Origin of the sequence: Puia dinghuensis, from assembly GCF_014642875.1 — a bacterium.
Classification (GTDB): domain Bacteria; phylum Bacteroidota; class Bacteroidia; order Chitinophagales; family Chitinophagaceae; genus Puia; species Puia dinghuensis.
Map to the genome: position 1 here is coordinate 1,046,553 of NZ_BMJC01000001.1, position 12,743 is coordinate 1,059,295.

13 protein-coding genes are annotated in these 12,743 nt (G+C 52.4%); 6 read left to right on the forward strand and 7 right to left on the reverse strand.

The annotated features are described in order from the left end of the window. Window positions 1-45: 45 nt before the first annotated feature. Both IEY39_RS04120 and IEY39_RS04125 read right to left on the reverse strand, forming a co-directional pair. Window positions 46-1,539: a porin family protein gene (locus tag IEY39_RS04120; protein ID WP_188928805.1), complete on the reverse strand. Its 1,494-nt coding sequence runs from the start codon at window positions 1,537-1,539 to the stop codon at window positions 46-48. Further along, window positions 1,526-2,113, reverse strand: coding sequence for an RNA polymerase sigma factor (locus IEY39_RS04125; protein WP_229688760.1), 588 nt, complete (start codon window positions 2,111-2,113; stop codon window positions 1,526-1,528). The genes IEY39_RS04120 and IEY39_RS04125 overlap by 14 nt, the downstream gene beginning before the upstream one ends. A gap of 71 nt (window positions 2,114-2,184) precedes the next feature. Here IEY39_RS04125 and bioA point away from each other — a divergent pair, with 71 nt between their 5' ends. Further along, window positions 2,185-3,507, forward strand: a complete 1,323-nt coding sequence (gene bioA, locus IEY39_RS04130; protein ID WP_188928807.1) for an adenosylmethionine--8-amino-7-oxononanoate transaminase — start codon at window positions 2,185-2,187, stop codon at window positions 3,505-3,507. Here bioA and IEY39_RS04135 read toward each other — a convergent pair. The 4 genes from IEY39_RS04135 to sppA all read right to left on the reverse strand — a co-directional run bounded on the left by IEY39_RS04135 (window position 3,500) and on the right by sppA (window position 7,452). Further along, complete coding sequence (locus IEY39_RS04135; protein WP_188928808.1) at window positions 3,500-4,000, reverse strand: DUF2911 domain-containing protein; 501 nt, start codon at window positions 3,998-4,000, stop codon at window positions 3,500-3,502. The two genes, bioA and IEY39_RS04135, sit on opposite strands and share 8 nt — an antisense overlap. Window positions 4,001-4,063: 63 nt before the next feature. Continuing rightward, on the reverse strand, window positions 4,064-4,579 hold the full coding sequence (locus tag IEY39_RS04140) for an SRPBCC family protein (protein WP_188928810.1): 516 nt from the start codon (window positions 4,577-4,579) through the stop codon (window positions 4,064-4,066). Window positions 4,580-4,589: 10 nt separating this feature from the next. After that, complete coding sequence (locus IEY39_RS04145; protein ID WP_188928812.1) at window positions 4,590-5,696, reverse strand: ABC transporter permease; 1,107 nt, start codon at window positions 5,694-5,696, stop codon at window positions 4,590-4,592. Window position 5,697: 1 nt separating this feature from the next. After that, a complete protein-coding gene (sppA, locus tag IEY39_RS04150) occupies window positions 5,698-7,452 on the reverse strand; it encodes a signal peptide peptidase SppA (protein ID WP_188928815.1) in 1,755 nt (584 codons plus the stop codon). A 59-nt stretch (window positions 7,453-7,511) separates the two neighbouring features. On the opposite strand from sppA, the gene folK reads away from it, so the two are divergent. The 4 genes from folK (at window position 7,512) to IEY39_RS04170 (ending at window position 10,972) form a co-directional block, all read left to right on the forward strand. Further along, window positions 7,512-7,997, forward strand: coding sequence for a 2-amino-4-hydroxy-6-hydroxymethyldihydropteridine diphosphokinase (folK, locus tag IEY39_RS04155; RefSeq protein ID WP_188928817.1), 486 nt, complete (start codon window positions 7,512-7,514; stop codon window positions 7,995-7,997). After that, entirely contained in the window at window positions 7,994-8,626 is a 633-nt protein-coding gene (locus tag IEY39_RS04160) for a deoxynucleoside kinase (protein WP_188928819.1), read from the forward strand. The genes folK and IEY39_RS04160 overlap by 4 nt, the downstream gene beginning before the upstream one ends. 5 nt (window positions 8,627-8,631) lie before the next feature. Continuing rightward, window positions 8,632-9,876 carry an MFS transporter gene (locus IEY39_RS04165; RefSeq protein WP_188928820.1) on the forward strand — a complete coding sequence of 415 codons (1,245 nt, stop codon included), beginning with the start codon at window positions 8,632-8,634 and terminating at the stop codon, window positions 9,874-9,876. A gap of 202 nt (window positions 9,877-10,078) precedes the next feature. Next, a complete protein-coding gene (locus tag IEY39_RS04170) occupies window positions 10,079-10,972 on the forward strand; it encodes an Abi family protein (RefSeq protein WP_188928822.1) in 894 nt (297 codons plus the stop codon). Between the two features lie 4 nt (window positions 10,973-10,976). Here IEY39_RS04170 and IEY39_RS04175 read toward each other — a convergent pair whose 3' ends face one another. Then, entirely contained in the window at window positions 10,977-11,471 is a 495-nt protein-coding gene (locus IEY39_RS04175) for a YkgJ family cysteine cluster protein (protein WP_188928824.1), read from the reverse strand. 69 nt (window positions 11,472-11,540) lie between these two features. Here IEY39_RS04175 and IEY39_RS04180 point away from each other — a divergent pair, with 69 nt between their 5' ends. Continuing rightward, the gene (locus tag IEY39_RS04180; protein ID WP_188928826.1) at window positions 11,541-12,464 is read left to right on the forward strand and encodes a sterol desaturase family protein; all 924 of its coding nucleotides are present in this window, start codon (window positions 11,541-11,543) and stop codon (window positions 12,462-12,464) included. Window positions 12,465-12,743 lie beyond the last annotated feature (279 nt).

Consider the following 12,743-nt stretch of genomic DNA (forward strand, 5'->3'; position numbering starts at 1 on the left):
CACCCGCCGGCAGCGGCAATCCACCCGGGCATCAACCTCCAGGGCCTATTTGTGCGCCGGCACTACCACCACGCGGATGCCGGTGTAAAGGAAATGCTGGTCGCCCAGGTTGCTGCTATTGATCAGCGGCGTCAACCCATACTGCACCTGCGGCCCCAGCTGGATGCGGATGCCGTGAAAAGGCAGACCAACCATCAGGGCGGAGGAAACATCGAACTGCGTTTTTTGAATAACGTTGGCGTCTTTATAATAAATTCCGGTACTGCTGTTATAGAGCAGGGCATTGGCGCCCATCAGGCGCGACAGGGAAAAGCCACCCTCCAGGAAGAGGGGAAGCATCCTGCTCTTGTTGATCTTCCATTGCAGACCTACCGGCAATTCCAGGAAATAAAAGCGATTGGTATAGAATTGCTGGTCACCCGCAGTATAGACCGCGGCACTTTGGGTAGCGCTAAGCGTGGTCGGTGTGATCAGGGAGACGGATGCCGGCACATAGGTGCTCACCTGCTGGCCGATGGTGATCCGGGTAGAATAATAATGCAGGTTCATCCCGAGATTGATGCTCCACCGGTCGGAAAGCGGTTTCTCCAGGTAGATGCCCGCCATGTAAGATATCTCCGACCGTACATCGGAAACATAGTGTTTACCCCCGTAGGATTGGGACGTGGCCAGCGACGATACCGATCGGTTGGTAGCAGAGGAATAGTTAAGATTGACAAAGGAAGTGGCATTCGTGGCCACATCGGAAGCACTGACACTCAACCGGTTGAGACGTGAAAGACCGGCCCCGGCCATAAATCCGGCTTCCCAGGGCCTTCCCGGCTTTTGCAGGGTCTTCACCGCGACAGTGGTCTTTTTTGCTGAAAGGTTCGCAGCCCGGATACCAGCGGCGATGCCCTGAGCGGCCCGATCGGGCTGATAGAGATAAGGGGCAGGAAGGGCAAGGGTTGCTGCGGACACAGCCGGTTCAACGTCGGTGATGGCCCGGTCTCCGGCATCGCCTTCCGTGGTTTGGTCGGGGTGATCAACAGTTTTGCCGTGACGATCACGCCGGCCAGGGATAGTGGTCTTGCCATCGACAGCAGATCGCTTGCGGGTAGCGGCATGGACAGCAGCGACGGTCTCGTCCCTGTCACCGGCAGCAGTAATCGCAGCAGGCGAAGCAGGCTTGGAGATCGCCTTTCCGGTCGGCGTCACCGTCCTGGACGTGGTGGCGGCAGCAACATTGGCTGGAGTAGAGGCAGCAGTGGCCGGGGTAGCAGCGGCTTTGGTTGAGGTAGCAGCGGTGGTTGAGGCAGCGGTGACCGGACTTTTCGCCGGGGACGAGGTAGCAACAGGCCGGACCAGCAGAAACAGCCCACCTACCGAGCCGGCCAATATGATACCGGGGACGGCAAACCGCCAGAAGAAGAACGGCATGCGCCGGCGACGACGGCTGGCAACGGCATTTTCTATGTTTGCCCACACCGACTCTGAAGGAATGAATTGCAATCCCTCCATCTTTTGCCGCACTCCTTTTTCGAAATTAGGGTCGTACATAGGTCGATTCATTTTTATTAGCGGCCGAATACTTGTGTATCCAGCTTATCAGCAAAGACCTGGCCCGCGCATATTGCGACCGGGAGGTCCCTTCCTTGATACCTAATATCTTTCCTATCTCTACATGACTATACCCTTCTATAGCATGTAAGTTGAAGATCGCCTGATAACCCGGAGGCAGTTGCCGGATCAGCTCCGCCAGCTCCTTCGTGCTGAGAGAAACCTCGGGGTCATCGTCGGACACCGGATGAAGGGTCCCCTCCGTGAACAACAGATCGGCCTGATAACGGCTATGTTTTTTAAGGTAATTGATGGCCGTGTTGACCATGATCCGGCGAATCCAACCACCCAGTTCGCCTGTGAAGCTGAACTGGTGCAAATTCTTGAAAACCATGATAAACCCTTCCTGTAAAACATCTTCCGCGTCGACCATGGATTTCGTATAGCGGTAGCAGACGCCCAGCATCCCCGCAGCGAAATGCTCGTATAGTTGCTTTTGTGAAGCAGCATCCCCTCTAAGGCAGTCTTTTACCAACTGATGATAATCCATATCCGTTGTTGCGCTTGTTGACAAGCAAAATGGGTTGTTCGTTGCACCGGCGCCTCTATACCCCCCTTTTTTCGCTATTACGTACCTTTACGCCCATGACAACATCATTGACGCAACGGGACAGGCAGGTAATCTGGCACCCCTACACCCAGCATAAGGGTTTTCTCCCCCCCATCCCGGTTGTTAAAGGCAAAGGTAGTCTGTTATTTGATGACGAGGGCAACGCTTATATCGACGCAATCAGCAGCTGGTGGGTCAATATCCATGGACATGCGCATCCCTATATAGCGGAAAAGCTTTATCAACAGGCCCTACGGCTCGAGCACGTCATCTTCACCGGCTTTACCCACGAGCCGGCGGTAGCGCTTGCCGAACGACTGCTGCCGCTGCTGCCGGGCGACTTTAGCCGGGTCTTCTATTCCGACAACGGGTCTACTGCGGTGGAAGTCGCCATCAAAATGGCCATCCAGTATTGGAGCAACCAGGCAGACACCGGGCCTTCGGCATCCGGCGCTCTCCGGGCACGTCCCGGCGGCCGAAACAAAGTGTTAGCCTTCCACCACTCCTACCACGGAGACACATTTGGCGCAATGAGCGTCAGCGAACGCAGCGTCTTTACGGACGCCTTTCGCGAATATCTCTTCGAACCCGTTTTCATCGACACCCCATCACTGGAGAACCTGGACGAGCTGTTGTCCTTCCTCCGGCTGCGGGGAAAGGAATTCGCGGGCATCATCTACGAACCGCTGCTACAGGGTGCGGGAGGAATGCGGATGTATGATGCGGCCTCGCTCGACCGTTTTCTTTCCGCGGCGGCCGGACAAGGCATCCTCTGCATCGCCGATGAGGTCCTCACCGGCTTTGGGCGGACGGGGAAATTATTCGCGGGAGAGTATCTGCAGCATAAGGCCGACATCATCTGCCTGAGCAAGGGGCTCACCGGCGGCACGATGGCCCTGGGGGTAACGGCCACGACCGAACGCATTTTTGAGGCCTTTCTCAGCGATGACAAACGAAAGACGCTTTTCCACGGCCACTCTTTCACCGCCAATCCGCTGGCCTGCACCGCCGCCCTGGCCAGCCTCGACCTCCTCGAAGAGGGCCGGCGCGGCATCAGCTATATCTCCGGCCGGCATGCCCGCTTCCTGGAAACGCTCCCCTCCTACCCCATCGTCCGCAACGCACGGGCGCTGGGAACCATCCTGGCCTTCGAGATCAATACCGGGCGCGATGAATATATCAACGCCATCGCACCGGTCATTACACGTGACGCGCTTGCAGCAGGCATCTATCTGCGTCCCCTGGGCAGTACGGTCTATTTCATGCCGCCTTATTGTATCACGGAAAAAGAAATGGACCAGGTGTATGATTTCCTGGTCCATTGCCTTGTGCAATATGCTGAACAACCGGTTACTTGACGGGAACAGCAACCTTGGTCTTGTCCCATGCCATCGTGATCTCGTGGCCATTGGTCGTCATGGTCCATTGTTCTACCGGGGAGCTGAGGCTCTGGACAGGCACGTCCACCTTCAGGACATCCTGGTCGGCATGCTGATCATGCTGCGTACCCCACATCGTCAGATTGGAGTTGAGAATCACCGTCCATTTGTCTTTCTCAGGAACGGCAAACAAGGAATAGGTTCCCGCCTTTACAGGCTTACCACCGAAGGTCACGTCCTTGGCGAAGGTCACCTTCGTAGGTTCATCGGCCCCGCACCGGTAGGTCTTCCCATAGGGGACAAGAGCGCCGAAGATATCCCTCCCCTTCTTGTACGGGCGGCCGTAGGTGATAGTGATATCTTTTGTCTTGATGGTGTCGTGCGGGCTGTTCGGATGGCTGGGTTGTGCATAGGAAACCGTCGCAGCCAGTAACATGGCAGACAAGCATAGAATAGCGTTACGTAATCGCATATGGTGGTTTTTTTAAGTGACTCATGTAAGAACAGGGTACGGGCCGGACTCCGCCGGTCTAAGTTAACGGGATTTTTCCAAAAACAGCTTCAGGCTATCCAAAGATTCCTCCATGATGGGGCCCAGTTTCCGGTCGTACACAAAGACGCCCAGTTTTTCCCAGGGATACCACCGGAAATCGAAATTGAACCACCATTGAATGGTGAGGCTGTCGCGATTCACCGACAACAGGTCAAAACCGCCAACATACCGCTTTCCACCCTTGAGGTCCCACTGCAAGGCTACTCCGTCGGTATCTACCGCCGTCTCCCGGATAGTAAGCTCATCGGAGGATAGCCACGCGCCTTTCCCGCTGGCGGGTATGGAATATTGCTTATGGGTCAGCGGGGTATTCCGGATAAACCCATTCCATTCGTCCCAGGTGCGCAGATCGCCGATCACGCCGGTTACGCTTGACCGCGGTTTCGCTACATTGATCACCCGGGATATGTGCAGATGGGCGGGAACGAGCAGGGAAAGTGCCATCAGCACCAGGAAAAACGTCACGACAAAGAATATAAAGAATTTCACGAAACGCATAGACTCAGATTTATTCCCACTTGAAGACCTTTACAGCCACGGCATAGGTGGCAATACCCCACAGCGTCAGGATACCCAGCTGCTTCCAGCAGTCGGTGAGATGTGCGCCTTCGAAGGCCACGTTGCGCATGGCGTCGTTGAGCTGTTTCAACGGCAGTATCTCACAGATCTTCTGGAGCCATTTGGGAAATGCCTCCACGGAAAAGAAGGTTCCGCCAAGCAAAAACTGCGGCAGGGTGAACAGGTTGGCAAATGGCGGGATGGTGCTCTCGCTTTTGGCCGTACTGCTGATGATGAATCCAAACCCCATAAAGACGATGAGCCCGAAGAGACTCAGCACCAGCATCTCCATAAAAGTAAGCCAGCCATGCACCAGCGTGAAATGGAACACCACTTTCCCAATGCCGATGATGACAACGGCGGTTATCAATTGAAAGATCACCCGGGAAAGTCCTTCGCCCAACACGATGTATCGCTTGCCGATGGGTGTAGCATAATATCTTTTCAGCACCAGTTGCTGGCGAAGACTAAAGAACAGGAAGGCGACTCCGAATACGGCAGCGCTGAGCAGCGAGAATCCGAGCATCCCGGGCAGAATGAAGTCGATCATCGAATATTCGCGCCCGGCCAGTTGCGGCAGCTCCGTGATAATGATGGGCCGGTATTGCTCCGGCATATTCTTATCCACTGCATATTCCAGCACCTGCGCCAGGGCCGCTTTCAATATCGGATATTTATCGGCACTTGCCGAAGAGGTACGGGTACGGATGATATATTGTGTAAACCCTGCCGGAGATTTTGTCGAATCCACGGACACGATCGCGGCAATGCGACCCTTTATCAGATTATCCCGGATGGCAACCGTATCCGTCACATCGGACAGCCTGATCATCGGGTTCTTTAGCAACCCCCTGATCACCACTGCGGACGTGTCCTGCCGATTAGTAAGCGCAATGGATACAGTGGGTGCCCCCCCATCGATAAAACCAAAAACAAGAATAAAGATCAGCGGAAAACCGAAGCTGAACGCCACGGCAGATGGGTTTCTCAGGATCGCCTTAAAACTGCCTTTCGTGATCGCCAGCATCGCCCGCAGCTGGCTATAGTTGTTTGCCATATCATTCAATAGTCAGATCGAAGGGAAGCCTGGTCTCGGTGACCCCGATCATACTCTTTACTTTTTTCAAAATGGTATAGGTACGGTATCCATCCTCGCCAATCTCGGATTTGACGGCCTGGACACTCGCATTGCGCTTATATGTTCCGAGCAGTCTGTCCAGGAAGCTCTTTGGCTCGGGATATTCCACCAGCCGGTAATTGCTGGTCTTTGCCATCCGCGCCGCACAATCCACCGCGTCCTGCAGCGTCCCGATCCTGTCTACGAGGCCCAGCGAAAGTCCCATCGTACCACTCCAGACCCGGCCCTGGGCGATGCTGTCGACATAACCGATGTCTTTCTTTCGGCCGTCGGCGACCCGCGACTTGAAATCATGATAAATGGTGTCGATCACATTTTGCACCATGGTCCGTTCATTAGCCGTCAACGGCCGGGTGGCAGACAGGATATCCGCCTCGGGCGCCGTTTTCACCCCATCAAAGGTGACCCCTAATTTATTTTTGAAGAAGGACTGGAGGTTGGTAATGATCGTAAAGACCCCGATGGAGCCGGTGATGGTGCCGGGTAGTGCAAAGATGCTGTCGGCGTTGCAGGAAAGATAGTAGGCGCCGGAAGCGGCCACATCGCCAAAGCTGATGACGACCGGCTTCTCTTTCCGGGCAAGCGTAATTTCCCGCCAGATATTCTCGCTGGCCAGCGAACTGCCGCCACCGGAGTTCACCCGGATAACGATAGCCTTTACATCTTTATCGAACCTTGCCTTGCGGATAAGCCAGCGATAGGTTTCCGAACCGATCTCATCCTTTTCTCCTTTGCCGTCGACGACCTCCCCTTCTGCATAGATGAGGCTGATCTTATCCTTCCCCGTGGCTTTGAAATTAACCGCCTTGGCATACTTGCCGATCGGGATGAAATTGAGCCAGGCATGGCTGTCGACTTTGAGCTTCGAACGGATCAAATCCTTTACTTCATCGTCGTACAGCAACCCGTCGACGAGTTTATAATCCAGGGCGTCGGCCGCACGACGAATAAGGCTTTGGTTGACACATTTCCGCAAGACGGCCGTATCCAGTCCCCTGGCCTCGGCCGTGGTCTCCAGAAACCGGTCGTAAAAACCGTTGAGCAGCTCGGTCAGCTGAATGCGGTTGGCTTCGGTCATATGATCTTCCCGCAGGGGCTCCGTGGCGCTCTTGAATTTGCCGGCATAAAAGATCTGGGGTTGTATCTCGAGCTTCTGCAAGGCCCCTTTCAGGTACAACATTTCGGTGGCAAACCCCTTCCATTCTACTTCGCCCTTGGGGTTACAATAGATCTTGTCCGCCACGCTGGCGACATAATAGGCCTTCTGGCTGATGCCTTCCCCATAGGCATATACGAATTTTCCGCTTTTTTTGAAATCGGCAATCGCGATGCGTAGCTCTTCGTTGGTGGCAAACCCGTTAGGATCGTTGTTGCATTTGAGATAAATTCCCTTTATCGCCGTGTCCTCCTTTGCATGTCGCAGCAACCGGACAACGTCATAAAGTCCCGGCACATCATACTGTTCGTCCGAACCAAGATCGGCAAAAGGGTTGTCCTGCACCTGCTCTTTGTACGTCTGGCCGAGATCGACAACCAGGACGGCCCTCCCGCCAACCTCTGGCTTCGAAGGCGAAAGCACGCCACCGATGATCCCCAACAGCAGGAAGAAGACCACCACGGCGAAGACCACCAGCGCCAACAATGCCGCAAAAAACGTTTTAAAAAATCCTCGCATAAGTTTTTTAAGCTAAGTCCAAAAATAAAGATATTTGGGCCCCCGAAAGTAAGGAATCTATGAACATCTCCTATTTATTGATAGGTGGCAACGAAGGCGACCGGATGGCTGCCCTGGCCGCGGCAAGGGCGAACATCGAAGCGGCCGCCGGCTCCATCCGCACTTGCTCTTCCCTGTATGAAACGGAGCCCTGGGGCAAAACCGATCAGGCCGATTTTCTTAACCAGGCCCTTTGCCTGGAGACGGTAGCGGACGCACCATCCCTGATGAATATCCTGCTGGGTATAGAAGAAAAAATGGGGCGAAAAAGGATGGAGAAGTATGGTTCGAGGATCATCGATATAGATATACTCTTTTTTAATGATGCGATCATCCACCAACCCGGATTGATCATCCCGCACGCTGAGGTGCAGAACCGCCGTTTCGCCCTGGCGCCATTGGAAGAGATCGCGCCCGATTATATTCATCCGGTTTTGGGCGTATCGGTACGGGAATTGCTACTCACCTGCACCGACCCGTTGGCGGTGAAAAAGATCAATGCATGAAGTACCACTTTGTAACCATCGAGGGCAATATTGGGGCGGGAAAGACGACACTGGCGCACATGCTGGCCCGGCATTACAATGCCCGGCTCATCCTGGAGCAGTTTGCCGATAACCCCTTCCTCCCCAAATTCTATGAGAACCCCGCACAATATGCTTTTCCGCTCGAGCTGTTCTTTATGGCCGAACGCTATAAGCAGCTCAAAGAGCTGGTACATACCGGCGATCTCTTCCAGTCGCTGACCATCTCCGATTATCTCTTTACAAAATGCCTGCTCTTCGCCCGGGTCAATCTTCCCGAACAGGAATACAAGCTCTACCAGGGGCTTTTCGAGATCATGCAATCACAGCTGGTACAGCCGCAGATACTGATCTACCTGCATGCCCCGGTTGCGAAGCTGCAAGCGAATATCCGTATACGCAACCGACCCTATGAGCAGAACATTCCCGACGAATACCTCGCCAGCATCCAGGAAACCTATACCCAGTATATCCGTCAACACAATATCCGCACCCTTTTCGTGGACGTAAGCAATGCCGACTTCCTGGGCAATGAAGCACATCTGAAAGTAGTGCTGGATGCGTTGGAAAACGATAGCGAAGACGGGCAACAATATTTTACGTTACCTTAGTACCGATGGAAGACCGAAGACGCCCCACCGCACTGGATGTATTACGCATTCCTGAATACAGGAATTTTATCACCGCCCGCTTCTTCTACATCATGGCCCTGCGAATGGTAACGACCATTGTCGGCTGGCGCATCTATGAGATCACGCACAATCCCTTTGCCATCGGGCTCATCGGCCTCTCCGAATTCCTGCCGGCTTTTTGCCTGGCGCTCTATGCCGGTCATGTCATCGATAAAAGCGATAAGCGCACCCTGCTTCTCCGTACGACAGCCTTTTATGCCCTTTGCGTAGCGGGCTTGCTGGCCCTCGCGTTTGGTCCCATTTCGAATTCGCTTCAGCATCACTGGGTCCAGTGGCTGACATATACGATCATTTTCTGTACGGGAGTCATCCGCGCCTTCGCCGGGCCCGCGCTGCAGGCCATCATCGCGCAGATAGTGCCAAAGGAAAAATTACCCGGCGCAGTCACGCTGAACACCAGCGCCTTTTTATTTGCATCGGTGACAGGGCATGCCACGGCGGGATTCCTCATCGCGCACACCAGCTATCTCGTCTGTTTCAGCGTCGTCGCCCTGTATGTGATCATTGCGTGGACCTTCCTTTTCACTCTATCGCCGAAAAAACATTTCATGACAGCCGGGGAACAAAAGACCTGGGATAGTATAAAAGAGGGCCTGCGTTTTGTCTTTCACACCAAGGAAGTGCTGGGAGCGCTGGCGCTCGATCTGTTCGCCGTCCTTTTCGGCGGCGCCGTGGCCATGATCCCCGTCTATGCCCGCGATATCCTGAAAGTAGGACCGATAGGTTTTGGCTGGCTCAACGCAGCCGATGACATCGGCTCCATCTGCATGATCACGGCGATGGCGCTCAGGCCCCTGCACCGCCGCCAGGGCTATATTCTCCTGTACGCCGTATTTGGCTTTGGCGCCTGCATCATCGTTTTCGGGCTGTCGAAATGGTACCTGCTCTCCTTTCTGGCGCTCTTATGCAGTGGCATGCTGGACGGCATCAGCGTTGTCATCAGGGGCACCATCGTACAGGTGAAGACCCCCGACAGCATGCGGGGAAGGGTATCATCGGTGAATTCCATGTTCATCAATTCCAGCAACGAGCTGGGACAATTCGAAAGCGGCGTAATGGCCCGTCTGCTGGGAGTCGTACCTTCCGTCGTCTTTGGCGGATGTATGACCATCCTCGTGGTGATCACTACCTGGTTCAAAGCGCCTACCCTGCGGAAATTACAGTATTGAATGACTGCAGGACGCATCCCTTACCCGGTGCTCTTCGAATGCAAACAATTGAATATCAGATGATTTAAAATACACATCAATTTTTTCCCGCTTAATAATACATAGCTGAGAAAATATTTTTACTTACCTTTACACCAACAACACCCGCCACGCCTCTGATTCAAGCGCACTTTGGTGGGTTTCCTTTTTTTAAACCCGTCCAATGAAATATACTGACCCCGCCCTTACAATCGACGAGCAGATCATTCGTCTTAAAAGTAAGCACCTCATAATTCAGGAAGAAGATTCAGTCAAGGCCATCTTGTCGTCTATTGGTTATTTTCGTTTGAATAACTATATGAAATATTTCATAAAAGGCGGTCAGTTCCTTAATGACACAGTGATCGAGGACATTCTCGCTCTTTATGAATTCGACAAGTTTTTAAGAATAACCCTTTTTGATGCGATTGCCGATATTGAGGTAGCAATGAAGTCCCTCATTAACAGTTCTCTGTGTTGCAAATATGGTTCCCACTGGCTTACGAACACTTCGATATTCAAGCCTGAATTTTACGGTTATCATCAGTCGATGATGAATGAAATAGTTGAATATTGCAAGAATACTCCTGATGAACAATTCATAAAGAAATATAAGCAAACGTATAATGAACCAGACCTGCCCCCGACCTGGATGATCCTGGAAGTAATGTCCTTTGGAAAAATATCTATGATCTATGACGGGCTTTTGAAAACAGAGGACAGGGTAAGCATTTCTGCCTTCCTGAGAACACATGACAATATTCTTAATTCCTGGCTGCATAGCCTTGCCTACGTTCGAAATCTATGCGCTCACCATGCAAAAATATTAGACAGGACACTTACGATTAAACCGACCATGCCTAGCCGAAAAAAGAATCGCTTTTTGACCGATATCGAAGAGTTAGATGTATCAAAAATATACGCTGTGCTGTGCGTAATTCAATTTTTACTAAAGAGTGTGAAACGGAATCGCGATTTTAAGGACAACATCGTCAATTTGATCAATAATAATCCGATAATAAAGCCTGCATCATTAGGGTTCACGTCGCAATGGAATAGGGAGGAAATCTGGCAATAGCGGGTCATTCGCCGGCTGCGATCAATTTCTCCAGCACAAAATAAACAATAGGACAAAAAGTAGAATTCTTTTGCGTCAGCGCAGGCCGGCGCACCAGGACATCCTCATCGGTATATGGGAAACGCTCGCAGTCGGAGGGTCTCACCTCATAGATGCTGCAATAATTATCGGCGCCCAGAAAAGGACAAGGGGTCGACTTGGCAACGTAATCCCCGTCCTCATCCAACCGAAGATAACGCTCGATGAAGTCGCTCTCTTTCAGCTTCAGATGTTTTGCAATACGTTTTATATCCGGCGTTTTAAACCGGGGGGAATAATGCTTGCAGCAATTGGCGCACTGAAGACAATCGACCCGCTGAAAAGCTTCCTCATGCAGCTCGGGGAGCTGCTCCAAAACCCGGTTCCGTACCGCCGGTTTCCCGGCTTTTTCCAGGAAGCGCTTATATTCCTTCTGTCTGTCCTTCGACTTTTTCTCCCAGTTATTCAACAAATCACTCATATGTAGGCATTTGCATTTACGTAACAATACCCTGCTGCAAAGGTGCGTTATTTGCCGTAATTTTAGCTCGTGGAAAACCTTAGGGAACAAATACTCATACTGATCAGTACGCCCATCTACATTATTATCATCGGGTTGGAGATACTTCTTAGCAACTACCGGCGTAAGAAGGCCTATACCTGGAAAGATACCCTCAGCAATCTCTACCTGATGCTGCTCAACAGCGCCATCGACCTGTTGTTCAGGGGCATTTATCTATTGATACTAGAGCTGTGTTACCGGCATCACTGGATATCCATCACCAACGTCTTTTCTTATTGGTTCGTCCTGCTGCTGGCCGAGGACTTCCTGTACTATTGGCTGCACCGGTGGGACCATGAGATCCGGTTCTTCTGGGCGGTGCACGTTACCCACCATTCCTCCGAACACATGAACTTCTCTGTCGGTTTCCGATCGTCCGTGTTTCAACCGCTATATCGTTTCGTCTATTTTATCCCGCTGGCTTTATTGGGTTTCAAACCGTTGGACATCGTATTCATGTATTCGGCCACCCAAATATGGGGAATCTTCGTCCATACCGAACTCATCCGCAAGATGGGCTGGCTGGAATATATCCTGGTCACCCCTTCCCACCACCGTGTCCATCATGCTTCGAATCCCCGCTACCTGGATAAGAATATGGGGATGTTCCTCATCATCTGGGACCAGCTGTTTGGAACCTTCCAGCCCGAGCTGACGCCGGAGGAATACCAGCCTACCAGATACGGACTCACAAAACCTGTGGAAAATGACGGTCCTGCCGGCATCGTTTTCCATGAATGGCAGGCCATCGGGAAAGACCTGTCGCGGAAGGACATCGGCTTGCGGGAAAAATGGCAGTATCTTTTTGGCCCCCCTGGCTGGAGTCATGACGGCAGCCGCCAGACCAGCGAACAAATGCGGGAGGCAGAATCCGTTGAATCACTGGATTTTGCACCTGACCCTCAATTTTAATTCCGTTTTAATATTTTCTATTTTCCATTTCGGGCCTGCTGAGGTACTTTTGTACCAGCAATTCATTCATGCCTACGCACGAATAGTTTAGCATTCAATTTTTAGGGTTTAGGGGTTTTTAAGAGAAAAGGCCAGTCCCATCTTGTCAAAGTAGGGACGGCCTTTTCTCATTTATCGTCCTGCGCGGCCTTCGGCCGCGCAGGACGGCGTTATACACCTCTTCCCCACCGATGTGCCAATTTGCAATGAATTCTCCCCGCATCGTCGTACCTTTGCAGT